The sequence below is a fragment of the Streptomyces sp. NPDC002054 genome (assembly GCF_040296685.1).
In the GTDB taxonomy this organism is placed as follows: domain Bacteria; phylum Actinomycetota; class Actinomycetes; order Streptomycetales; family Streptomycetaceae; genus Streptomyces.
Window position 1 is genome coordinate 53,630 of record NZ_JBEOXT010000012.1, and the last position, 23,270, is coordinate 76,899.

General features: G+C 69.7%; 25 protein-coding genes. 14 read left to right on the plus strand and 11 right to left on the minus strand.

What is annotated here, in order from left to right:
- Positions 1-42: 42 nt before the first annotated feature.
- Positions 43-1,119 (plus strand): WxL protein peptidoglycan domain-containing protein, encoded by a 1,077-nt coding sequence (locus ABT123_RS13370; protein WP_351312856.1) that lies wholly within the window; start codon positions 43-45, stop codon positions 1,117-1,119.
- On the opposite strand, the gene ABT123_RS13375 is transcribed toward ABT123_RS13370, so the two are convergent.
- Positions 1,050-1,583: a GNAT family N-acetyltransferase gene (locus ABT123_RS13375; protein ID WP_351312858.1), complete on the minus strand. Its 534-nt coding sequence runs from the start codon at positions 1,581-1,583 to the stop codon at positions 1,050-1,052. The genes ABT123_RS13370 and ABT123_RS13375 overlap by 70 nt on opposite strands.
- An 18-nt stretch (positions 1,584-1,601) precedes the next feature.
- The gene (locus ABT123_RS13380; RefSeq protein ID WP_351312860.1) at positions 1,602-2,594 is read right to left on the minus strand and encodes an aldo/keto reductase family protein; all 993 of its coding nucleotides are present in this window, start codon (positions 2,592-2,594) and stop codon (positions 1,602-1,604) included.
- A gap of 127 nt (positions 2,595-2,721) precedes the next feature.
- Here ABT123_RS13380 and ABT123_RS13385 point away from each other — a divergent pair, with 127 nt between their 5' ends.
- From ABT123_RS13385 to ABT123_RS13430, 10 genes are all read left to right on the plus strand, one after another.
- The gene (locus ABT123_RS13385) at positions 2,722-3,441 is read left to right on the plus strand and encodes a thiamine pyrophosphate-binding protein (protein WP_351312862.1); all 720 of its coding nucleotides are present in this window, start codon (positions 2,722-2,724) and stop codon (positions 3,439-3,441) included.
- Between the two features lie 46 nt (positions 3,442-3,487).
- Positions 3,488-4,381 (plus strand): transketolase family protein, encoded by an 894-nt coding sequence (locus ABT123_RS13390; protein ID WP_351313123.1) that lies wholly within the window; start codon positions 3,488-3,490, stop codon positions 4,379-4,381.
- A gap of 86 nt (positions 4,382-4,467) precedes the next feature.
- Complete coding sequence (locus ABT123_RS13395; protein WP_351312863.1) at positions 4,468-4,593, plus strand: hypothetical protein; 126 nt, start codon at positions 4,468-4,470, stop codon at positions 4,591-4,593.
- 177 nt (positions 4,594-4,770) lie between these two features.
- Complete coding sequence (locus ABT123_RS13400; protein WP_351312865.1) at positions 4,771-5,535, plus strand: JmjC domain-containing protein; 765 nt, start codon at positions 4,771-4,773, stop codon at positions 5,533-5,535.
- A 4-nt stretch (positions 5,536-5,539) separates the two neighbouring features.
- The gene (locus tag ABT123_RS13405; RefSeq protein ID WP_351312867.1) at positions 5,540-6,406 is read left to right on the plus strand and encodes a JmjC domain-containing protein; all 867 of its coding nucleotides are present in this window, start codon (positions 5,540-5,542) and stop codon (positions 6,404-6,406) included.
- A 4-nt stretch (positions 6,407-6,410) separates the two neighbouring features.
- On the plus strand, positions 6,411-8,417 hold the full coding sequence (locus ABT123_RS13410) for a S9 family peptidase (protein WP_351312868.1): 2,007 nt from the start codon (positions 6,411-6,413) through the stop codon (positions 8,415-8,417).
- Positions 8,414-9,691: a YcaO-like family protein gene (locus ABT123_RS13415; protein ID WP_351312870.1), complete on the plus strand. Its 1,278-nt coding sequence runs from the start codon at positions 8,414-8,416 to the stop codon at positions 9,689-9,691. Before ABT123_RS13410 ends, ABT123_RS13415 begins: the two co-directional genes overlap by 4 nt.
- The gene (locus ABT123_RS13420) at positions 9,688-10,371 is read left to right on the plus strand and encodes a TfuA-like protein (RefSeq protein ID WP_351312871.1); all 684 of its coding nucleotides are present in this window, start codon (positions 9,688-9,690) and stop codon (positions 10,369-10,371) included. The genes ABT123_RS13415 and ABT123_RS13420 overlap by 4 nt, the downstream gene beginning before the upstream one ends.
- 26 nt (positions 10,372-10,397) lie before the next feature.
- Complete coding sequence (locus ABT123_RS13425) at positions 10,398-11,150, plus strand: phytanoyl-CoA dioxygenase family protein (RefSeq protein WP_351312873.1); 753 nt, start codon at positions 10,398-10,400, stop codon at positions 11,148-11,150.
- A gap of 12 nt (positions 11,151-11,162) precedes the next feature.
- The gene (locus tag ABT123_RS13430) at positions 11,163-12,401 is read left to right on the plus strand and encodes an MFS transporter (RefSeq protein ID WP_351312874.1); all 1,239 of its coding nucleotides are present in this window, start codon (positions 11,163-11,165) and stop codon (positions 12,399-12,401) included.
- A 287-nt stretch (positions 12,402-12,688) separates the two neighbouring features.
- Here the strand turns inward: ABT123_RS13430 and ABT123_RS13435 are convergent, their stop codons facing one another.
- From ABT123_RS13435 to iolC, 9 genes are all read right to left on the minus strand, one after another.
- Positions 12,689-13,120: a hypothetical protein gene (locus tag ABT123_RS13435; RefSeq protein WP_351312876.1), complete on the minus strand. Its 432-nt coding sequence runs from the start codon at positions 13,118-13,120 to the stop codon at positions 12,689-12,691.
- 71 nt (positions 13,121-13,191) lie between these two features.
- Entirely contained in the window at positions 13,192-13,632 is a 441-nt protein-coding gene (locus ABT123_RS13440) for a glycine-rich domain-containing protein (RefSeq protein WP_351312878.1), read from the minus strand.
- Positions 13,633-13,882: 250 nt separating this feature from the next.
- Positions 13,883-14,713: a helix-turn-helix domain-containing protein gene (locus tag ABT123_RS13445; protein WP_351312880.1), complete on the minus strand. Its 831-nt coding sequence runs from the start codon at positions 14,711-14,713 to the stop codon at positions 13,883-13,885.
- The gene (locus ABT123_RS13450; RefSeq protein ID WP_351312882.1) at positions 14,710-15,207 is read right to left on the minus strand and encodes a DUF6879 family protein; all 498 of its coding nucleotides are present in this window, start codon (positions 15,205-15,207) and stop codon (positions 14,710-14,712) included. Before ABT123_RS13450 ends, ABT123_RS13445 begins: the two co-directional genes overlap by 4 nt.
- On the minus strand, positions 15,191-15,397 hold the full coding sequence (locus ABT123_RS13455) for a hypothetical protein (RefSeq protein WP_351312883.1): 207 nt from the start codon (positions 15,395-15,397) through the stop codon (positions 15,191-15,193). The genes ABT123_RS13450 and ABT123_RS13455 overlap by 17 nt, the downstream gene beginning before the upstream one ends.
- 207 nt (positions 15,398-15,604) lie before the next feature.
- Entirely contained in the window at positions 15,605-17,104 is a 1,500-nt protein-coding gene (locus ABT123_RS13460) for a CoA-acylating methylmalonate-semialdehyde dehydrogenase (protein WP_351312885.1), read from the minus strand.
- Between the two features lie 17 nt (positions 17,105-17,121).
- Positions 17,122-18,990: a 3D-(3,5/4)-trihydroxycyclohexane-1,2-dione acylhydrolase (decyclizing) gene (gene iolD, locus ABT123_RS13465; protein WP_351312887.1), complete on the minus strand. Its 1,869-nt coding sequence runs from the start codon at positions 18,988-18,990 to the stop codon at positions 17,122-17,124.
- Positions 18,987-19,856 (minus strand): 5-deoxy-glucuronate isomerase, encoded by an 870-nt coding sequence (gene iolB / locus ABT123_RS13470; RefSeq protein WP_351312889.1) that lies wholly within the window; start codon positions 19,854-19,856, stop codon positions 18,987-18,989. The genes iolD and iolB overlap by 4 nt, the downstream gene beginning before the upstream one ends.
- Positions 19,856-20,776, minus strand: coding sequence for a 5-dehydro-2-deoxygluconokinase (iolC, locus tag ABT123_RS13475; protein ID WP_351313125.1), 921 nt, complete (start codon positions 20,774-20,776; stop codon positions 19,856-19,858). The genes iolB and iolC overlap by 1 nt, the downstream gene beginning before the upstream one ends.
- A gap of 114 nt (positions 20,777-20,890) precedes the next feature.
- Between iolC and ABT123_RS13480 the strand changes: the two genes are divergently transcribed.
- From ABT123_RS13480 to ABT123_RS13490, 3 genes are all read left to right on the plus strand, one after another.
- Positions 20,891-21,805 carry a sugar phosphate isomerase/epimerase family protein gene (locus tag ABT123_RS13480; protein ID WP_351312891.1) on the plus strand — a complete coding sequence of 305 codons (915 nt, stop codon included), beginning with the start codon at positions 20,891-20,893 and terminating at the stop codon, positions 21,803-21,805.
- A gap of 13 nt (positions 21,806-21,818) precedes the next feature.
- A complete protein-coding gene (locus ABT123_RS13485) occupies positions 21,819-22,832 on the plus strand; it encodes a Gfo/Idh/MocA family protein (protein WP_351312893.1) in 1,014 nt (337 codons plus the stop codon).
- Between the two features lie 220 nt (positions 22,833-23,052).
- A complete protein-coding gene (locus ABT123_RS13490) occupies positions 23,053-23,250 on the plus strand; it encodes a helix-turn-helix transcriptional regulator (protein ID WP_351312895.1) in 198 nt (65 codons plus the stop codon).
- The last annotated feature ends 20 nt before the right edge of the window (positions 23,251-23,270 follow it).

The following is a 23,270-nucleotide window of genomic DNA, read 5'->3' on the forward strand; positions in this document are numbered from 1 at the left end:
CTCCGGCCCCGCACCACCCTTCCCTGTCTGGAGACCGCGCCCATGGCCACCCGCACCGCCCGCCGCTCCCTGCTCCCCGCACTCCGGCTGCTGCTGCTCCTGCTGCTGCTTCTGGGCCTGCTCGCCGCGGGTCTCATACCGGCCACCGCGGCCCGGGCCGCGGACAACGGCAGCTGGGGCGTCTTCCCGACCCCGCCGGCGGGCGCTGCGATGCCCGACCGGGCGTACTTCTTCCACCAGGGGGCGGCGGGCAGCACGGTCAGCGACAGCGTCACCGTGCACAACTCCTCCGACCGGGAGCTGTCGTTCAAGGTCTTCGCCACCGACGCCGTGAACACCCCGGTGGGCGGTGCGTTCGCCCTGCTGCCGGCCGAGACCCGCCCGAAGGATCTCGGCACCTGGATCGGGCTGGGACCGGAGGCCGCCGGGACGGTCACCGTCCCCGCCAAGGGGCGCAAGGACATCCCGTTCACCATCAGGGTTCCGGAGGACGCGACCCCCGGTGACCATGTGGGCGGCATCGTCGCCCTGGGCACGGCGATCGAGGGTGTGGAGGGCGAGGACAAGGTCAAGGTCGGGGTGCGGCGCTCGGTCGGCGCGCGGATCTACTTCCGGGTGCCCGGCCCTGTGACCCCCGGGCTGAGCGTGGAGAACGTACGGGTCAAGCGGAGTGCGCCGGTGCTGCCCTGGACCGGCAAGGCGTCCGCCACCGTGTCGTACGCGCTGGTCAACCGGGGCAATGTGGTGCTCGGCCCAAAGGTGTCGGTGCGCGCCGAGGGCCTGTTCGGGCGTACGGTGCTGAACCGGCCGGCCCGGGACCTGAAGCTGGTGCTGCTGCCCGGGCAGCGGGTCGAGCTGACCGAACCGTGGCAGGACTCCCCGCAGCTCGACCGGGTCACGGTGACCCTCACCGCCGGTGCGGTGGACCACCCGGACCTGGCGGCCAAGGCGCGTACGGACTTCGTGGCGGTGCCCTGGCCGGCCGCAGGCGCCCTCCTGCTCCTCTCCGGCGGTGCCCTGGCCACCTGGACCTGGCGCCGCCGGAGAGCTCAGGAGGCGGGCCTGCCGGACAGTTTCCGTTCCCAGAACACTTCGTCGCGCCATGCGCCGTCGGCGTAGAAGTGCTCATGGGCGATGCCCCAGGAACGGAATCCGTGCTTGCGGAGGACCGCCTGGGAGGCGAGGTTCTCCAGCTGGGTGTGCGCCTCCAGCCGGTGCAGGTTCAGCTCGTCCTCGGCGATCCGCAGCACGAGGCCGACGGCGCGGCTCGTGTGGCCGAGGCCCTGGTGGCGGGAAGAGACCCAGTAGCCGAGGAATCCCTTCTGGAACGGGCCGCGCAGGACCGAGCTGATGGTGACCTGCCCGATGACGGTCCCGTCGGAGACCACGACGCCGGGCCAGGCGAGCCCATTGCCGTGGGAGGCCAGCAGGGATTCGATGACCGGGGCCTGCCCCTCGGGCGTGTAGAACTCTGCGGGCCTGTCGGGCATCCAGCGCGCATACGCCTGCCTGTCCCGGGAGAGCAGGCCGGCGAGCGCGGGGCCGTCGGAGGGTGCGATCAGGCGAATCGACGTGGGGCTCACGGGTGATCTGCTGTCCTGTCAGCTGCGGTAGTCGGTCGGTTCCGCGGGAGTCTTGCGGGGGTCGCGCTCGATGACCGGCTCCAGGATGCGGTCGATGCGCGCGACGGCCTCGTCGTCCAGCTCGACCCCGGAGGCCGTGACGCTCTGGGCGAGCTGCTCGGGCTTGGTCGCGCCGACGATCGCGGACGCGACGTTGGGGTTGCGCAGCACCCAGGCGATGGCCAGCTGGGGCATGGACAGGCCGAGGTCTGCGGCGACCTCGCCGAGCGCGGCAACACGCTTGAGTACATCGTCGGTCAGCGCTCCCGAGGCGAACTGGGAAGCGGCCACCCCGGCGGCGCGCGATCCGGCGGGGGGCGCCTGGCCGGGCAGGTACTTACCGGTCAGCAGGCCCTGGGCCAGCGGTGACCAGACGAGCTGGCCGATCCCCTCGCGTTCGCACAGCGGGACGACCTCCTCCTCGATGACCCGCCACACCAGGTTGTACTGGGGCTGGTTGGAGATGATCCGGTCGAGCCCCATCCGGTCGGCCAGCTCCAGGGCCTCGGAGATCTGGCCCGCGGTCCATTCCGACACCCCTACGTACAGAACCTTCCCCTGCCGGATCAGGTCGTCGAAGGCGCGCAGGGTCTCGGCGAGCGGGGTCCGCTCGTCGAAGCGGTGCGCCTGGTAGAGGTCGATGTAGTCGGTCTTGAGCCGGCGCAGCGACCCGTGCGCCGCCTCCATGATGTGCTTGCGGGACAGGCCCCGGTCGTTCGGCCCCGGCCCGATCGGGGCGAAGACCTTGGTCGATATCTCCACAGACTCCCGGCGCACGTTCTCCAGGGCGCGGCCGAGCACGGCTTCCGCCCGGGTGCCGCCGTAGACATCGGCGGTGTCGAAGGTCGTGATGCCCTGCTCGAGCGCCTCGCGGGCGATTCGTTCGGCGGATCCCTCCGTATAGCTGATCCAGCTTCCGTAGGCGATCTCACTTACCTTCAGCCCGCTGCGTCCCAGGGTTCGATATTTCATGGGTCGGGAGTGTACGCACAACCCAGACCACCCAACACGGCAACCTGACAAGGTCGTTGGGCGGTCGGTCCACACACCGCCGATCGGAACTAGTGTGCATTCTCGCTTGGCTTTCGAGAGGATGCTCATGCACGAAAACCTGACCCGGGAACGGGATGCGGAGTCGGGCCCGTGTGGGTTCGAAGACCTCGCAGGACTGATGTCGAGAATGACCGGAGACGAGAAGCACTCCGAAGCCGCGACCTCGACGATGGACGCGCTCTGGGTCCTTTACGACCGGGTCCTGCAAGTCGATCCCGCCATGCGCGAGGACCGCGACCGGTTCTACCTTTCGAAGGGCCACGGTCCGCAGGCCTATTACGCGGTGCTGTGCGCCAAAGGCTTCTTCGAGCCCGAGCTGTTCGATATGTTCGGCACATTCAAGTCGCCGCTCGGATATCACCCCGACCGGGTGCTCATTCCCGGTGTCGAGATCTCCAGCGGATCGCTGGGACACGGACTGCCGCTCGCGGTGGGGACGGCGCTGGGGCTGCGGGCACGCGGACTCACCGACTCCCGGCTCTGGGTCCTGCTCGGCGACGGCGAGTTCGACGAGGGTTCCAATCACGAGGCGGTCGCCTACGCCGCGCGGGCCGGTCTGGACCGGCTGAATGCGGTGGTGATCGACAACCACTCGGCGACCCAGGGCTGGCCCGGCGGTCTGGAGACGCGGTTCGCGGCCGAAGGCTGGGCGACCCTGCGGGTCGACGGCCGCGACCACGACGCATTGGAGAAGGCCTTCACCACCCCGCATCCCGGCCGGCCCGGCCTGGTCGTCGCCGATGTGGGCGCTCCGGGCGACCGCTGACGCCCGGACATCAGAGCTACCCAGAGGAGTGTCCTTGGCAGGCATCATGCGCGAGCGCTTCGTCGATGTGACGACAGAGCTGCTAGGCGTCCACGAGAACCTTGCACTGGTGACCGCCGACCTCACCGCGGGGCTGTTCCGCGCGGCCAAGGAGAGCCACCCCGACCGGGTCGTCAACCTGGGGATCAGGGAACAGTTGCTGGTCAGCGTGGCGGGCGGGCTGTCCCTGGCGGGAATGCGGCCGATCGCCCACAGCTTCGCCCCGTTCCTCATCGAGCGGCCCTTCGAGCAGATCAAGCTCGATCTGAACCATCAGGACGTGGGTGCGGTCCTGGTCAGCGCCGGCGCCTCCTACGACATGGCGAGCGCCGGCCGGTCCCACCAGTCGCCCGGCGATGTCGCACTGCTGTCGACGCTGCCCGACTGGACCATCCATGTGCCGGGCCACCCGGACGAGGCCGAGGCGCAACTGCGCGAGGCCGCAACGGGCGACGGGCTCGTCTACGTCCGGCTGTCCAACCAGTCGAACGCCGAGCCGTACGGTCTGGATTCCGGGCCGGGCTTCCGGGTCCTGCGCCGGGGAACACAGGCCACGGTCATCGCGGTGGGGCCCCTGGCCGACACCGTGCTCGAGGCCACCGAACACCTCGACGTCACCGTCCTGTACGCCGCCACCATCCGCCCCTTCGACGCCGAAGGGCTGCGCGCGGCGGTGGGCGAGCAGGCGGTGCCCTCCGTCGTCCTGGTCGAGCCCTATCTCACGGGAACGTCGACGGCCGAAGTCGCCGACGCCCTTGTGGACAGGCCGCACAGGATCCTCGCTCTCGGGGTTGCAAAAGACGAGCTGAGGAACTACGGATCGCCGCGGCAGCACGCCATTGCGCATGGATTGGGCCCGGCGGGAATGCGCCGGAAAATTTCTTCTTTCCTTTCCTCTTGACGCGAGATCCACCGCGTCATTTAATTAATTCAGAGCCCGTTGAGAAAACGGAAAACCAACCGATCACCAGAAAAAGGGGTATTCAAATGTCCATTAACGACAAGCTCGCCGCCACCAACGACGAGACCATCATCGCCGCCGCCGACGCTGAGGTTGCGGAGCTGTCCGACCACGACCGCCCGATGGTCATCGGTGTCATCAACGAGGCCTGAGGACGTGACATTCGGAGGCGGCCTTCGGGCCGCCTCCGAGTGGTTTCTATCTGACTGATAAGGATTCTCGTGGGAACCATACATCCACTTACTCGCCTCATAGATGAAGTCGATCTCATGGGTGCCTTCTGGAACAAGAAGCACGGCTTGTTTAAGAATGCCTCTCCTGTCGCGGGAATGCTGGATGAGGCTGCCATTCAGGAAGTACTCGACGTCGGCCTGCTCCGCTGGCCGTACTTCATGCTCCTGAAAGAGGGGATCCAGCCCGCGATCTCGGACTTCACCCGGACCAGGAACGTCCGCGGCCAGAGCGTGAGCGGCTTCGCCGACGCCGAGAAGGTCCGGAAGCACCTGGCCGGCGGCGCCACGATGAAGCTGAGCCAGCTCGAAGACTGGCATCAGCCGACGCGGCAGCTCATGGACGAGATCGAGAGCAGGCTTTCCGCCGAGCTCAAGGCCTACGTCTTCTACACCCCGTGCGACAACACCGGCATGCTTCCGCACCGGGACCCGTCCCATGTGCTCGCCCTGCAGGTCGCGGGCGCCAAGGAGTGGCGTATCTACGACGCTCCGGACAAGGTCGACTCCCGCGGCGGGCTCCTGCCCGACCTGGATCCGGACGACTACTCGCACCGCTTCGTCATGGAGCCCGGGGACGTCCTCTACCTGCCGCACGGCATCCCCCATGTCGCGACGGCCCGGACGGGCACCTCGCTTCATCTGACCCTGACCCTCACGGAGCCGGCTCCGCTGGAGCTCGTCGAATCCCTGATGCAGGGCTTCGGCGACGAGGCCGACCGCCTCGACTCCACCGCCTCCGGCATCTCCACCGAGGCCAAGGCCGAGGCCGTGACCAGTGCGTTGCTCGGATACCTGGACCGGGTGGATCCGGAAGCACTCGTGGACACGACCGTGATGCGCATGCGGAACCGGAGAGCCTGAACCGATGACCACCAACACTTCTTCGCGGACGGAAGAGACCACGCGAGCACCCGAGCACCTCGCCGACCTCGTCGGCGACGCCGAGTCGTTCCTCGGCGAGGTATGGGGGACCCATACCGCCACGTTCAGCTGTGAGCGGGCGAAGACGCTGCTCTCCGCGGCGGACGTCTGGCGCGAGCTGGACTGCGGCTCGCTGATCGCTCCCTACTTCGGCATCCTCCGAGAGGGCACCGACCCCACGGTCTCAGGCATCGCCGAGACCCGGATCGTCCAGACGAAGCCCCGACCGGGGTACGCGAAGCCTGCCGCGGTGCGGCAGCTGGTCGCCTCCGGCCACGTCTTCGTACTGAGCCAACTGGAAGACTGGAACGGCAGGGTCGGCGCACTGGTCGATTCGCTCCGCGCCGAGTGCCGTGCCCAGGCCGGCGCTGCCGCGTACTTCTGCGCCGCCGGATCCGACGGGGTGCCTGCCCACGCCGACGGCGCTCACACCCTCACCGTGCAGCTGGAAGGCCGGATGCGCTGGGTCGTGGGCGAGGGCGCGCACGCGTCCGAGACCGTCGTCGAAGCCGGCGACATCCTCTACGTCCCTGCCGGACAGGTACGGCAGGGAGCCCCCTGCGGCACCGATGCGCTCTACCTGGTGATCTCCCTTCAGCAGCCCACGGCCCGGGACCTCGCCGAGCTGGCCCTGGCGACGTTCCTCAAGAGCTCCGCCGCGGAAGAGATCGCCGGAACGCATCACTTCCTGTCGCTGGAGGAGAAGGTCGCCTGGCTCAGGACCGAGCTGAGCGCCCATCTGGCCGGCCACGACCGCGGAGCGCTGGCGGAACAGGCCGTACTGCTCCGGCAGCGTGAAGGCAGGGCTTAGGACCGTGAGCGAGCCCACCACCGAAGGCGCCGCCGGGACCGCTCTGTTCGAACTCTTCAGGGCACAGCAGCGGCTCAAGACGGCACACCGGTTCGGCAGCCGGCTGCTCGTCGAATCCGACATCGAGCGGGAGAACCGTCCCGACCTCGTTCCCTTCGTGCTGGGCTACTCCTCCGACGACGGACACGTCCTGCAGCACGCACACGCGGGCGCCTCCTCGGTGACCGTTCTCAGTGACGACGACTACCTCTTCCTCTCGGACCGCCGGCCGCAGTCGGGAGGCTCCGTGGGCGGCCGGTCGCTCTGGCGGCACCGCGAGGGGCGGGAACCGGAGGCGCTGCTCGGCACGGCTCGCGACGTGGTCTGCTACGCCGCCGCCGGGCAGACGGCCGTCGCGGCCGTCTGGGTCCACGCCGAGGCGGATTCTTTCGCGTCGGATCGAGTGCTCCGGGAGCAGTCGGCCCGGGAGGGCCTGACCGCAGTGACGGTCGACGGCGACCTCTGGCCGCGCTCCAGCCACCAGTTCGGCACCGAGGTGCTCAAGCTGGTCGTCCTGTCCTTGGCCGAGGACACGGCCGGGGATACGGCTGAGGATCCGGCCGGGCCGGAACTGCTGGACCTCCCCCTCGACCGGGGTACCCGGCTGTCCGGCCAGGTCGCCCTGACCCCCGACGGCCGCCGCTGCGCCGCCGGGCTGGTCCGCTTCCTTCCCGGCGGCCACCGTCGCTACGGGCTGCTCCTCTTCTCCCCATACCTGCCGGATGAGGCCCGGCAGGTATGGGCCGAGGACGATCTGAGCGACATGGTTCCGTCCCCCGACGGCGCCTGGTTCGCCTGCACCGCGGAACGGATCGCGGTCCCCGGGCGGGCGCCCCGTCAGGAAGCGGCCCTGGTGTCCAGCGACGGACTCGAGGTCCGCAAGCTCGCTCAGGAACACCGCGACTGGCTGCAGCCCCGCTGCTGGCAGGACGCGAAGACCGTTCTCTGTACCGGCGAAGAGGACGGGCAGCGCCACCTCTGGCGGATCGCCATCGATACGGGCGTCGTCACGCGGATCGACGCCGACGGCTCGGTGCTCTCCGTGACGGCCCACGCGGGCGAGGCCCTGGTCGTCCGCTCCTCCATCGGGTCGCCCCCCTCGGTCGTGACTCTCGCGCTCTCCACCCCGGACGTCCCCGGGACGGAGATCTTCGCCCCGGCCGCTGCGGCCACTCCCCCGGGCAGGATGGAGCGCCTCACCTACGAGGCACCCGACGGAGTCAGCTGGAGCAGCTGGCTCTGCCTGCCCGAGGACATCAGCGGGGAGCTGCCCGTCCTGGTCTGGTGCCACGGCGGACCGCTGCTCAGCTGGACCGACTGGTCCTGGCGGTGGAATCCCTGGCCGTTCGTCGCCGACGGCTACGCGGTGCTGATGCCCGACCCTCCCCTGTCCGTCGGGTACGGCCAGGACGCCATCGAGCGTGGCTGGGGGAAATGGACCTCCGAGGTGGCCGCTGTGGCCGCCGAGCAGATCAGGGACGCGCTGCTCGATCCGCGTCTCGACGCCGAGCGGGTGGCGGTGATGGGAGCGAGCTTCGGCGGCTTCCTGTCGCTGGCCCTGGGAACCCTCCTGCACGAACCACGCTTGATCGTCAGCCACTGCGGCTGGGCCGATTTCCCTGCGGTGGCCCGGGCGTGCGACCTGCACTGGCATTGGCTGCGCGAGTACGGTCCGGTGGACTCGTCGCCGTCCTACCGCTCGGAGAGCCTCCCGCTCGAGGCCATCTCGCCGCGGACGAAGGTGCTTTTGTCCCACGGGTGCGAGGACAGCCATGTGCCGGTCGGTGAATCACGCGCCATGTACCGGGCGTTGGACACCGCGGGCGTGGACGTGGAGCTCATGCTCGTCCCGGACGAGAGGCACAGCATCCTCAGACCCGCGAATGTCCGCGCCTGGCACCAGTGGGTGGCCCAGGCATGTCGCGAGACGCTCGGCAACCGATCAGCCGGAAAGGAATTCAGCGTCAGATGACGATCGTTCAAACGAGTGTCCCTGCGAGCCTCGATCGGACCCATTGGTTCCCGCCTGCGGGGGACGCACCCGCCACCGCCTGCGGCACCTCCCTGCGGACCCGCACGCTGGAGGCGACGGAGGCGCTGGCCCGGGACAGCTTCACCCGGTGCGGAATCACCCGGGTCGCCGATGTCACCGAGCTCGACGTCCTCGGCATCCCGGTCTTCAACAGCTTCCGGCCCGCCGCCGCACCCGGTCTCAACACGGTGACCAGCGGAAAAGGCATGACCCCAGCCGCAGCCCGGGTATCGGCCATGATGGAGGCGATCGAACGGACCTGGTGCGAGCAGCGGGCCGGTGAGCCCCCGCTCCGGGCTTCGTACGCCGAGCTGTGCGATGCGGGCGTCCCGGCCCTCGACCCGCGACGCCTGATCCTCAAGCGGGGCCACACCTGGACCGAGAACGCCTCCATCGGCTGGTGGCCCGTACGGGAACTGGCCTCGAACGTCGAGGTCCTCATTCCCGCCCTCGCGGTGTTCGTCCCCTTCCCGAACGAGTTCGGGATGTTCCGGTCGAACACCATCGGCCTCGCCGTGGGCAACAGCCCCCAGGAAGCTCTGCTGCACGGACTGCTCGAGACCATCGAGCACGACTGCACGGCATTCGGCGAGACCCTCAAGAGCGGCTGGAACATCCGGCTGGACTCGCTGCCGGACGCCGCCAAGGAACTGGTCGGGCGATTCCACCGGATGGGGGTCGACGTCCAGGTCTTCGCCTATGTCAATGACATCGGAGTGCCGACGTTCTTCGTGACGACCGACGACACCCAGGCCGAAGACGGCATGCTCTTCAACGGCGGCGCCGGCTGCCATCTCGATCCGGTCGTCGCGGTGACCCGCGCGCTGACCGAGGCGGCCCAGTCGAGACTCGCGGTCATCGCGGGCGCACGAGAGGACTTCGCGGGGCAGGCCTACCGCCGGCACTCCTCCTACGAAGCCCTGCAGGAGATGTACACGGTGTGGAGCAGCGGGCGGCCCACGGCGGATTTCGACGTGATCGAGAGCTCGAGCACCGGCACCACGGACGGCGACCTCGCCGCGGTCCTGGCCGGACTGGAACGCGCCGGGCTCCCGCTGGTCTTCGCGACGGAACTGGCGCCCGATGACCTTCCCTTCTCGGTGACCAAGGTGATCGTTCCCGGTCTCGAGGTCTACCACAACGATCCCGCACGACTGGGCACACGCCTGCACCGTGAAATGGTGCGGGCCGGACTCGCGAAGGCGCTGTCATGACGATCAGCCCCACCATCACGGTGTTCACGGGCCCTTCGCTGCGCCCGGCGGACCTCATACGACTGCACGCCCTCGCCGCTGAACGGAACCGGACGCTCGATCTGCGCCCCCCGGTCCGTCGGCACGACCTGCTGGCCCTCATCGGCGCGGAATCCCCCCGGAAGATCATCATGCTGGACGGGGAGTTCGGCCAGAGCCTCGCGGTGAGCGTGACCGAGGTACGGGCCCTCCTGTTCGCTGGGCAACCGCTGTCCGGTGCGTCCTCGATGGGCGCCCTGCGGGCCGTGGAATGCCGGACGATCGGGATGACCGGCAGCGGCTGGGTCTACGAGCAGTATCTGAACGGCTCGATCGATTCCGACGGCGATGTGGCGCTCCTGTACGACCCGGAGGACTTCACCCCCGTCACCATTCCCCTGGTGAACGTCCGCTGGCTGCTGGCGGAGCGGGTGAAGGAGAAAGACCTCTCCACCGAAGAGGCAAGCAGTGCGCTGGAGATCGCGCAGGCCCTGAACTTCCGGGACAGACGGCATTCCGTTCTGTTGAAGCAGTGGAAGCGCGGGCTTCCCGAGAGCGCCGCTGCGGCCCTGGAAGCACATTTCGCCACTGATCGCCTCGACGACTGGGACCGCAAAAGGCTTGACGCCCTCGAAGTCGTCGAAGCGGCGCTGTTGTCCTGATGCCATTCCAGCAGGAAGAACGACGCATGAACATCTCCGTGACCGAAGAACAGGTCGCCGCCTACCGCCGCGACGGTTTCGTCCGCATCCCCGACATCATCGACAAGGCCGACGCCGCCCGCTATGCCAAAGCGGCACTGGCCGCCCGGGACCGTCCCCGCGACGCTCCTGCCGATCCGACCTTCACCCATGTGATGCAGCTCTGGCAGCAGGACGAGACCCTCCGCGAACTCACCCTCAGCCCCGTCCTGGCCGCCGCGGCCACCGCCCTGGCCGGCCTCCCGCTGCGGCTGTACCACGACCATCTCCTGATCAAGGAACCGCACAACGGTGCCGCCACCGAGTTCCACCAGGACCAGCCCTACTGGCCGCACCTCGGTTCCCGGCACTCCCTGTCCGCCTGGGTCGCCCTCGTCGACGTACCCGCGACGCGCGGCTGCATGACCTTCATTCCCGGCTCACACCGCTACGAGGGCCTGCACACCCAGGACCTGCGCGACGCCGACAACCTGATGCAGGCCGCTCCGGAGCTGCTCTGGGAACCCCGCGTCACCGTCCCCCTCAAGGCCGGCGACTGCACCTTCCACCACTCCCGCACCGCCCACAGCGCCGCGCCGAACCTCACCGATGACCCGCGCATCGCCCATGTGGTCGTCTACATGGACGTCGACACCCGCTTCGACCCCCGCCCCCGCGCCACCGGCGAGCCCCTCATCGAAGACGACGGCACAACCGAGGGCATCGCCTTCCCGGACGCCGACTACCCCAGGCTCCCGTGAGGTGAGACCAACGTGATCGCTTCCTTCGTGCGCCGCAACTATGCCTCGCTGCATGGTCCGGCCAGGACCCTGGGCGCCCTGCACTTCCTCGACAGTGTGGGCGGCGGCATCTTCATTTCCGGTTCGGCCGTCTACTTCATCGTGGTCGCCGACCTTCCTGCCGCCCAGGTCGGGCTCGGGCTCTCCTTCGCGGGCCTCACCGGGTTCGTGTCCAGCGTGCTCATGGGGATGGCCGCCGACCGGATCGGCGCCCGGCGCCTTCTGTTCGTCAGCATGCTGGCGATGGCGGGAGCGTATTGCCTCTACCCTGCGGTCGGTTCGCTGCCGGCGTTCTTCGCGGTGGTGGGCCTGGTCGGAGCGCTCGAATGGGGCAGTGGTCCGCTGTTCCACACCTTGATCGCGGAGCTGGTCCCGGAAGACGACCGGGTGACGGCACGCGCCGCTCTGCGCTCCGTATTCAACATCGGCTTCTCGATCGGCGCGTTGACGGCTGCCGCGCTCATCGGGGCCGGCGGATCCGCCATGCAGGCGCTGCCCCTGGGCAACGCCCTGTCCTTCCTGCTGGCAGCAGGACTCGTGCTGCGCCTGCCCGCCACTCTGGTTTCACCGGTTTCACCGCCCACGAAGGAACGCGTGTCCCGGTTCCGGGCGCTGAAGGACACGCCTTTCCTCAGCGTCATCGGCGCATCGAGCCTGCTGGCCCTGCACAGCGCAGTCCTCGTCGTCGGAATTCCGCTGTGGCTCGTCACCGATAACAAACTTCCCCGCAGTCTGATCCCTGTGGTCTTCGTACTGAACACCGTCCTGGTCGTACTCCTCCAAGTGAAGTGCGCCAAGGGTTCCGAGACCCTGGACGGCTCTGTCGGCGCAGCCCGCAAGGCGGGTCTGATCAGCGGGGCGGGCTGCCTCATCCTGGTCATCGGCTCCATCACCACGGCCTGGGTCGCAGGAGTCTTCGCCCTGGCAGCGGTTCTGCTCTTCACCCTTGCCGAGCTGTGGCAGTCCTCCAGCGCCTTCGGCCTCGGCTTCGGGCTCGCCCCCGAGTCGGCGAGGGGAGAGTACCTGGGAGCATTCCATCTCCACATGGTCATCCAGGCCACCGTCGGACCGGCCGTGGTGTCCTTCCTCGTGGTCCGCAGCGGCTCCTCCGGCTGGCTCACCCTGTGCCTGATCTTCCTCGCCGCCACAGCTGCCATCGGACCTGCGGTGCGATGGACCCGCAAGGCCACCTTGACACCGGCAACCGCCTGACCGCCCCGGAAACAGCAGGACCCCCCGGCCGGTGAGGGTTGGCCGGGGGTGGCGGGCAGGCGTCAGTGGTTGCGGGTGAACCCGAGGTCACTGGACTACCGCATCACCGGATGCGAAGCCGGGCTCGCCGCCCGCATCTCGGCCGTACCACTTCTGCGGCTGTGAGCGTTCGCTGTACGACTAGCTTCTTGGCTACGACAGCTCCGCCTCCACCCCAGCAGCCAGCGCCGCCACGGCGTCGGGACCGGGTACGACGAGTGTTCCACAAACCCCGTTCTCAACTCGCGTCAGGCGCTGTAGAGCGAAGGGCGTTCGGCTACCTGATCGGGGGTGACGCCATCCACGGTCAGGTTGCCGGTCCACAGGTGGTCACGGTTGGCGTATGTCGCTTCGAAGCTGACTCGCTTACCGCCCGGCTCCAGCTTCCAGCTCTGGTCAGGGAACTGGGCGATGCGGTCGCTGCCGCACACAAACGCTCGGGTGGCCTGGATCAGAATCCACTGGGCAAGTTCGGCATCCTTGGCGGCGGACCTGCCGCAAGTACGGGCCATCTGCCACAGTCGGGGCCACTCGACACCAGGGGTCAGGGGGCCGATCACGGCCACATCCCCGATCCGCCGCTCATCAAGGTGGTGGGTCGCGTAGCCGAAGACGACGCCGAACATCGCGAATACGGTGACTCTGCCTCGTCCAGCCAGGCCCTCGTCATTGCTGCTCATCTTTGGAACCCTTGGCTGTGGCGGTCCGGGCGCCTTAGCCACGCCCGGACCCCTGTCGTTCGCGGGACGGTTCAGCAGCAGGGACCGTCACCGCAGCACGCGGGCTGGTTGCACTCGGCGGCCGTACCCCACAGGGTTTCGTCCACCTCGAACCCGGCGGCCTTGATCCGGTCCACGGTGGAGACCATCAGGGGCCGGGTGCGGATCTTGGAGTTCGGGGCGTGGTGCACGAAGTAGCCGAACTCCCTCTCACAGAAGTCGGCGTACTCCTGTGTGTGGAGCATGAACGTGTGCCAGCCGGGGTCCACTTGCTGACTCGGCGCGAGGTCGTACGCCTTTTCACTGCCGAGCACGTAGACGAACGAGATGGCCTGGTCCATCACGCGGTCAGCCACCGCGCCCTCGTATCCGTACTCGCCGGCGCAGAACGCGGCGAGCCGCTCGAACAGCTCCGGTGCGACGAGGTCCCGCCCGTGCCGCAAGGCGACGGGGCTTTCGATCATAGTCGTCATGGTGTTGCTCCTCTCGGGTCAGGCTGCGGGCGGGGGCGGGAACTTCTCTCCGCCGCCGTCTCCGTACTTGTCGCCGGGGTCGGACATGGCTGCACCTCCTCTCCGGGCGTCGGGTGTCGGGCGCAGTCCGGGGCCACCGCTTTTGCCCGTGCCATGTCGCACCTCTTCGCGTCGTTGCCTGACGTTCGGTGCGTCATCTTTCACCGCTGGTCAGCGGTGTGGGCCGATCATGCGCGTCTTGGACTAAAGATCATCGGAGGGCGGTCGCGCACCCACCCAGGAAGGCCCGCGCTTCGTCGCCGAAGAGGGCCCGCTCCTCCAAGTGAGAGAACTCCTGAAGGTGTCCCATCACGTCCCGGGGGTCGCGGAAGACCATCACCCCAGACGACAGCTCAACCGTGGCTATCCGGTCGTCGTACATCGTGAAGGTGTTGAGCGGTGCGGGGCCGGTCGGCACCGTTATCGGGATGACGCCGAGCCTGACGTTCGGCAGATGGGTCAGCGAGGCCAGGTGGTCGATCTGCACCGCGAGCGCGTCGGGGCAAACGAGGGGCCAGCGGACGGCTTGCTCAGTGAGGATGAACGTGAACCGCTTGGAGCGGTCGTACAGGACCTGCTGTCGTTCGAGCTTCCGGGCGATCGTCTTGGAGTGATCACCGGGGATGTGCGCGAGGCTCGCCCGGATGTACTCCGGCGTCGAGAGCAGGCCCGTGATCATCGACAGCAGGAAGAACCGGAACTCAGTTGACGATGCCTCAAGGCCGGCGAGCTCAAGCTGCTTCTTGTCCAAGCCCTTGCGCCGCATGCCCCGGGCGCCTTGCCATTCGGTATTCGCCAGACGTGCCAGGGTCATGACCTGTGTGACCAGAGCCGGGGCCGCATCGCAGGCCCTTAGGAGTTGCTCTACATCCACGAGGGAGGGGCGTACCTTGCCGTTCTCGATCCGGCTGACCTTCGACTGAGACATGTTGCAGCGGGCAGCGGCCCGAGCCCCTGAGAGCCCGGACCGCTTTCGTACCGCTTTCAGCAGGGCCGCCAGCTCCTCGCCTGACTGGCCAAGCTCCTCAGGTTCGACACTCACCTGGCGACGTACTCCAGGAACGGCACAGACGCGGCTACGGCGATGCGCTGGTAGTCGATGAACGGGGCGGGGTCGCCTTCGTAGAGTTCGCGGCTGATCTGCTTGCCGTCCGGCTCGTAGTGCATGAGTACGACCGTGGAGCGGTCGAACATCCAGAAATCTTGAACGTCCGGCAACGGGTTGGGGCGGTCGGTCACGTCGAGGATGCGGATGTCTTCTCCGGCCGGGGCCTGGTGCCGGTAGTACCGCTCGAACTCGAACCGCAGGTAGTCACTCAGCGGCTGAGTGAGGATGTGCACGCGCCCGACGTTCCGGGTCCGCACCATCTCCGTCCACGAGTCCTCGTACAGGCCGGGGAACCGGGCCCCCGCCTTGAAGGCTGCGAACTCGTCCGCTTCCTGCGGTACCAGGTACTGGGGCAGGGTCTCCAGCCGCCAGGCTTCCGTCTGGAACGTCTTGAACTTCGACGCCCAGTCTTCACCATCCAAGAGCACGGAACGCCTCCCTGAGCACTGCTTCGGGGATCTCTACGAGTCCCTCGCCGGTCGGCGGGGTGAAGGCTGCGGACACGTCTCCCTGGACGATGAACGAGCCGGACACGGTCCGGTAGACGTTCGGGCAGTCGCCCTGTCCGCACTCGCCGTTTCCGTTGCCTGTGAGCCGGGTCAGTTCTTCACGCGCCATGTGAAGCCCCCTCGGTGCCAGGCCCCTGCTGGGCCTGATGACCATGACCGTACGGACGGACTGGCGGGGCCGTCTATGCGCGAACGCGACTATGCGCGTCTTCGCATAAACCCACCGTTCCCAACGCCCCGGGAACAGCAGGACCCCCCGGCCGGTGAGGGTTGGCCGGGGGGCTGCGTATGGGGGGTGCCGGGCAGGCGTCGGGCGTCAGTGGTTGCGGGGGAAGCCCAGGTCGACGCCGATGTGGCCCTCGGACGGGTCGGGCCAGCGGGTGGTGACGACCTTGCCGCGGGTGTAGAAGTGGATGCCGTCGTTCCCGTAGATGTGGTGGTCTCCGAAGAGGGAGTCCTTCCAGCCGCCGAAGGAGTGGTAGCCCACCGGCACCGGGATCGGCACGTTCACGCCGACCATGCCCGCCTCGATCTCCAGCTGGAAGCGGCGGGCGGCGCCGCCGTCCCGGGTGAAGATCGCCGTGCCGTTGCCGAACGGCGAGGCGTTGATCAGGGCCACGCCCTCCTCGTAGGTCTCGGCGCGCAGCACGCACAGGACCGGGCCGAAGATCTCGTCGCGGTAGGCGTCGGAGTCGGTCTTGACGTTGTCGAGGAGGGACAGGCCGATCCAGTGGCCCTTCTCGAAGCCGTCGACGGTGTAGCCGGTGCCGTCCAGGATCACGTCCGCGCCCTGGTCGGCCGCGCCCTTGACGTACGAGGCGACCTTGTCGCGGTGGGCGGCCGTGATCAGCGGGCCCATCTCGGAGTCCGGGTTGTTGCCGGGGCCGACCTTGATCTTCTCGGCGCGCTCGCGGATCTTCTCGACCAGCTCGTCGCCGATGGAGCCGACCGCGACGACGGCGGAGATGGCCATGCAGCGCTCGCCGGCGCTGCCGTACGCTGCGGACACCGCGGCGTCGGCGGCGGCGTCGAGGTCCGCGTCCGGGAGGACCAGCATGTGGTTCTTGGCGCCGCCGAGGGCCTGGACCCGCTTGCCGTTGGCGGAGGCGGTGGTGTGGATGTGGCGGGCGATCGGGGTGGAGCCCACGAAGGAGACGGCGGCGATGTCGGGGTGGGACAGCAGTGCGTCCACGGCGACCTTGTCGCCGTGCACCACGTTCAGCACGCCGGCCGGCAGACCGGCCTCGCTCGCCAGCTCCGCCAGCTTGTTGGCGGCCGAGGGGTCCTTCTCGCTCGGCTTGAGGATGAAGGTGTTTCCGCAGGCCACGGCCAGCGGGAACATCCACATCGGGACCATCGCCGGGAAGTTGAAGGGGGTGATGCCCGCGACCACGCCGAGCGGCTGGCGGATCGAGGAGACGTCGACGCGGCTGGACACCGAGGTCGACAGTTCGCCCTTGAGCTGGGTGGTGATGCCACAGGCCAGCTCGACGATCTCCAGACCGCGGGCGACCTCGCCCAGCGCGTCCGAGTGCACCTTGCCGTGCTCGGCGGTGATCAGCTCGGCGATGGCGTCGCGGTTGGCGTCCAGCAGGGCGCGGTAGGCGAAGAGCACCTTGGTGCGGGCGGCGAGCGAGGACTGGCCCCAGGTCTGGTAGGCGTCCTTGGCCACCTGCACGGCCGCGTCGACCTCGGCGGCGGAGGCGAGCGCGACCTGGGTGGTGACCTCGCCGGTCGCCGGGTCGGTGACCGGGCCGTAGTTGCCCGACGCGCCCTCGACGGTCTTGCCACCGATCCAGTGGTTGACGGTCTTCATTGCTTCTCCTTCGGCCTTCACAGGTGGCGACGTCGCTCAGCGGCTTGCCGGTCGTACTCTTCGCGGGCCTCGATCGCCGACGTACGGGTCGCGGTCTCGGCCACAGGAACATCCCACCACGCCTGTGCAGGGGGTGGGCCCGACACAGTGTCGGGCGTTCGGGTCTGTGTGTAGACACATGTGGGACGGTCCGCCGCACGCGCTTCGGCGAGGGCTTCCCGCAGGTCACGGACGGTGTGGGCGCGGATGACGGCCATCCCGAGGGAGGCCGCGTTGGCCGCGAGGTCCACCTCCGGCGCACCCTGCGCGCCCGCCGGGCGCCGGTGGCGGAACGCGGTGCCGAGCCGCTCACCGCCGACCGCCTGGGACAGCCCACCGATGGAGGCGTACCCCCCATTGTCCACGATGACCAGTTTGAGCGGGATGCCCTCCTGGACGGCGGTGGCCAGCTCGGTGGGGTTCATCAGATACGTGCCGTCGCCGACCAGCGCCCACACCGGACGGCCGGGCGCGGCCAGTGCGGTGCCGATCGCGGCGGGGATCTCGTAGCCCATGCAGGAGTAGCCGTACTCGACGTGGTACTGGTCGGCCGCGCGGGCCCGCCACAGCTTGTGCAGGTCGCCGGGGAGCGAGCCGGCCGCGTTGATCAGGATGTCCGTGTCGTCCAGGAGGGCGTCGAGCAGCCCGAGGAGCTGGGTCTGGGTGGGCCGGGCGTCCTCGTCCGGGGTGGCGTACGCCTCGTCGGTACGGGTCTCCCAGGCGGCTTTCGCGGCGGCGTACCCGGCCTCGTACTCCGGGTCGACCCGGTACCCGGCGACCGCCTCCAGGAGCGCGGTGAGCCCCTCCCGCGCATCGCCGACCAGGGGCCGGGCGGCCAGCTTGTGGGCGTCGTACGGGTCCAGGTTGAGGCCGATGAAGCGGACGGCCGGGTCCCGGAACAGCGTCGCGGAGGCGGTGGTGAAGTCGGTCAGCCGGGTCCCGGCGGCGATCACCAGGTCGGCCGAGCGGGCCAGGTCGTCGGCGGTGGCGGTCCCGGTGTGGCCGATGCCGCCGACCTCGGCGGGGTGGTCGTGGGGCAGCACGCCCTTGCCGGCCTGGGTGGTGGCCACCGGGATCCCGGTGGCCTCGGCGAACTCCCGCAGGGCGCGCCCGGCCCGGCTGTGCCGGATGCCGCCGCCGGCGATGATCAGCGGCCGGGCGGCCGACCGGACCGCGTGGGCCGCCGCGTCGAGTTCCGCGCGGTCGGGGCGGGGCCGGCGCACCGTCCACACCCGTTCGGCGAAGAACTCCTCCGGCCAGTCGTACGCCTCGGCCTGCACGTCCTGCGGCAGGGCCAGGGTGACGGCACCCGTCTGCACCGGGTCGGCGAGCACCCGCATGGCCTGGAGGGCGGCGGGGATCAGGGCCTCGGGGCGGGTGATCCGGTCGAAGTAGCGGGAGACCGGGCGCAGGGTGTCGTTGACGGACACGTCGCCCGCATGGGGGACTTCGAGCTGCTGGAGCACCGGGTCGGCGGGCCGGGTCGCGAAGGTGTCGCCGGGCAGCAGGAGCACGGGCAGCCGGTTGACGGTGGCGAGGGCGGCGCCGGTGACCAGGTTGGTGGCGCCGGGCCCGATGGAGGTGGTCACGGCGTGGGCGGAGAGCCGGCCGGACTGCCGGGCGTAGCCGACGGCCGCGTGGACCATCGCCTGCTCGTTGCGCCCCTGGAGGAAGGGCATCTCCTTGCCGGCCGGTTCCAGCAGGGCCTGCCCGATGCCGGCGACGTTCCCGTGCCCGAAGATCCCCCAGGTGGCGGCGATCAGGCGCTGCCGGTGGCCGTCCCGTTCGGTGAACTGGCGGGCGAGGAAGCCGATCAGGGCCTGTGCGGTGGTCAGTCTCAGTTTCATCGGGCCGGGTCCTCCGATCGGGGCCGGTGGAAGGGCAGCCGGGGGTCGGTCTGCTGCCCCGGCCAGGTGTCGCGGATCCAGGCGTGGTCGGGATGGTCCCGGATCAGCCATTCGCGGGTCCGGCCCGGTCCGGCCATGACGTTCAGGTAGTACATGTCGTGGCCGGGGGCGGCCATGGAGGGGCCGTGCCAGCCGTCGGGGATGAGCACGGCGTCGCCGGTCCGCACCTCGGTGAGGATGTCGGTCTTCCCGGCCGCGGAGGGGGTGACCCGCTGGTAGCCGAGGCCGGGGGTGTCCCCGTGCGGGGCGATCTCGTAGTAGTAGATCTCCTCCAGTTCGGACTCCTCTCCCGGGTGGTGCTCGTCGTGCTTGTGCGGCGGGTACGAGGACCAGTTCCCGCCGGGGGTCAGCACTTCGACGGCGATCAGCCGGTCGCACTCGAAGGTGTCGGCGGCGGCGAAGTTGTTGACCTGGCGCGAGCAGTTGCCCCGACCGCGCAGTTCGACGGGAACGTCCGCGGCGGCCCCGTACCGTGCGGGCAGCCGCCGCTCGCAGCGCGCCCCGGCGAGCGCGAACCGGCCGCCGGCGGCGGAGCGGATCTCGGCGCGGGCGTCCCGCGGCAGGTACGCGAAGTCGGTGGCGGCCCCGAACACGCTGTCCCGTCCGCGCAGTTCGAACACCTGCCACTCCGGGCCGGCTGCGAGGGGACCCTCGCAGTGGACCTCGCAGCGGACCTCGCAGCCGCCGGTCAGCGGCAGCACGATCCACTCCGCGTCCCCGCAGGCGAACGCGTACGTCTCGGCCGGCGCGAGCTCCAGCACCCTCAGCCGGGTCAGATCCATGCCGTGCTCGGCAGTGACGGGCATCAGGCCAGCACCTCCTCCACCTCGGCGGGATACGGCATCGCACTCGAGCATGCCAGCCGCGAGGCCACGATCGCCCCCGCCGCGTTCGCGTACCGCATCACCCGTTCCAGCTCCCAGCCGGCCAGCAGGCCGTGGCACAGCGCGCCGCCGAACGCGTCCCCCGCGCCCAGCCCGTTGACCACCTCGACCTTCACCGGCGGGACCTCCGCCACCGTGCCGTCCCGGTGGACGGCGAGCACCCCCTCCGGGCCCCGTTTCACCACCGCCAGCTCCACCCCGGCCGCCAGCAGTGCACGGGCCGCCGCCCAGGGCTCGCGCTCGCCGGTGGCGATCTCGCACTCCTCCGCGTTGCCGACGGCCACCGTGGCCCGGGGCAGGGCCTGCGCATAGGCCTCGGCCGGGTCCTCCGACCACAGCACGGGCCGCCAGTCCAGGTCGAAGACGGTGATCCCGGAACCGGCCACAGCCCCGGCCCGCGCCTCCAGGGCGGCGAGCGTCGCCGCCCGGCTGGGTTCCGCGCTCAGCCCGGTGCCGGTCATCCAGAACACCCGCGCGGCGCGGACCGCCGCGAGGTCCAGCTCATCGGGGTGGATCTCCAGATCGGGGGCCTTGGGCTCGCGGCGGAAGTGGATCGGGAAGTGGTCCGGCGGGAAGATCTCGCAGAAGGTCAGCGGGGTGGGATAGGCGGCGACCTCGGCGACCCAGCGGTCGTCGACCCCGAAGGCCCGCAGCTCCGCCCGCAGATACGCGCCGAAGGGGTCCGCGCCGGTCCGGGTGATCAGCGCGGTGCGCCGGCCGAGGCGGGCCGCCGCGACCGCCACATTGGCCGCGGAGCCGCCGAGGAACCGGCCGAAGGTGTCCACTTCGGCGAGTGGTACTCCGGTCCGGAGCGGGTAGAGATCCACCCCGATACGGCCCATGGTGATCAGGTCGAAGCGGTCCCCCGGATCCGTCGGGTCGATCGGATCGGTCGGATCGGTCGTCACTGTCAAGTCCTCCAGTCTCCACGAGCGATGCAGCCTAAGGTGGCCGTTATGACGTCCTCCCCGCCCGCGTTGACCCGTATCCGTGTCGGTTCGGCACCGGACTCCTGGGGGGTGTGGTTCCCCGACGACCCGCAGCAGACCGGCTGGTCGCGCTTCCTCGACGAGGTCGCCGACGCAGGGTACGAGTGGATCGAGCTCGGCCCGTACGGCTATCTCCCCACCGATCCGGACCTGCTGGCGGAGGAGACGGCGAAGCGCGGGCTGAGGGTCTCGGCCGGCACCGTCTTCACCGGACTCCATCACGGTCCCGCCGTGTGGGAGCAGACCTGGGAGCACGTGTCGCGGGTGGCGGCGCTCACCCGGGCGGTGGGCGCGGAGCACCTGGTGGTGATCCCCTCCTTCTGGCGGGACGACAAGACGGGTGCCCTGCTGGAGGACCGCAAGCTGACCGTGGACCAGTGGCGGGACCTGACCCGGCAGACCGAGCGGCTGGGCCGCGAGGTGCGGGACCGGTACGGGCTGCGGATCGTGGTGCACCCGCACGCCGACACCCACATCGACACCCCGGAGAACGTCGGCCGTTTCCTGGACGCCACCGACCCGGAGGCGGTCGCGCTCTGCCTGGACACCGGCCACTACGCCTACTGCGGCGGGGACAGCGTGGAGCTGATCGAGACCTTCGGGGAGCGGATCGGCTATCTGCACCTCAAGCAGGTGGATCCGCGGATCCTCGCCGAGGTGGTGGCGGAGGAGGTGCCGTTCGGTCCGGCGGTGGCGCGCGGGGTGATGTGCGAGCCGCCCTCCGGGGTGCCCGCGCTGGAGCCGGTGCTGGCCGCCGCCCAGAAGCTGGGCACCGAGCTGTTCGCGATCGTGGAGCAGGACATGTACCCCTGCCCGCCGGACCGGCCGCTGCCCATCGCCCGGCGCACCCGGGCCTATCTGCGCTCCTGTGGCGCCCGTTGAGGAGGATCCGGTCGTGACCAGCACACTCGGCATAGCCGTCATCGGTACGGGGCGGATGGGCGCCGACCATGTCCGGCGGATCGGGCATTCGGTCGGCGGTGCCCGGGTGGTCGCCGTGGCCGACCCGGACGGCGACCGGGTCAAGGAGATCGCGGCCGGCCTGGAGGGGGCGAGCGCGCACACCGACCCGATGGCCGCACTGGCCGCGCCCGGGGTGGCGGCGGTGCTGATCGCCGCTCCGGGGCCGGCCCACGAGGAGCTCCTCCTCGCAGCGCTGGAGCGGGATCTTCCGGTGCTGTGCGAGAAGCCGCTGACCCCTGACCCGGCGGGCGCCCTGCGGGTCGTGGAGGCGGAGCAGCGGCTGGGCCGGCGCCGGATCCAGGTGGGGTTCATGCGCCGGTTCGACACCGAGTACGAGCGGCTGAAGGAACTGCTGGACGCGGGCGGAATCGGGCGACCGCTGTTCCTGCACTGCCGTCACCGCAATGCGTCCTCCCCGTCGTTCTTCACCAGCGACATGCTGATCAGCGACTCGGTGGTGCACGAGGTGGATGCCGCGCGCTGGCTGCTCGGGCAGGAGATCACGGCGGTGTCCGTGCTCTCCCCGGCCCCGAGCTCCGCCGCCCCGCGGGGGCTGGACGATCCGCAGTTGGTGCTGCTGGAGACCGCGGGCGGCGCGATCGTCGACGTGGAGATCTTCGTCAACTGCGGGTTCGGCTACCAGGTGCAGTGCGAGGCGGTCGGCGAGGCCGGCAGCGCCCGGATCGGTGACGGGCACGCGATGGTGGTGCAGTCCGCGGGCCGCCGCTACGGGGAGATCGTGCAGGACTTCACGGAGCGGTTCGCCGATGCCTACGACCGGCAGCTGCGGCGGTGGGTGGCCGCGGCTGCCCGAGGCGGGGTGGCGGGCCCGGACGCCTGGGACGGTTACGCGGCGGCGGCCGTGTCGGAGGCAGGGCTGACCGCCCGCCGCACCGGTACCCGGACCGCGGTCGACCTGGCCGAACGGCCTCCGCTGTACCGCTGACGCCCCGCCCGGCCCCTGTGCCGCTTCTGTCACAGGGGTCAGGGGTTCGTCACACATGTCCGCATCACGCGGGTCTTCCGTCACAGCCATTCGACAGCCCCTCCCCTGCCTTCACCGCGAATCGTTCTCCTGGCACAACGCGAGTGATCGTCAGCGTCCGCGCTCCGGCTCCCCCGACGGCCTCCCGGCCGCTCCTGGGGCGTGGACAAGGAGGTGTGCCATGATCGACCGGAAACTGTGGTCGTACAAGGAGATCGCCGCCCACATCCGGGTCCAGCCCGACACCGTGCGCTCCTACCGGAAGCACGGGCTGCTCCCCCCGCCCGACCATGTGGAGGGCGCCAAGCCCTATTGGTACGCCGACACGATCCGCGCCTGGGTGGCGCAGCGGCCCGGAAACCGGGGCCGCCGCGAGTGAACAGGCCGGGCCGGCCGAGG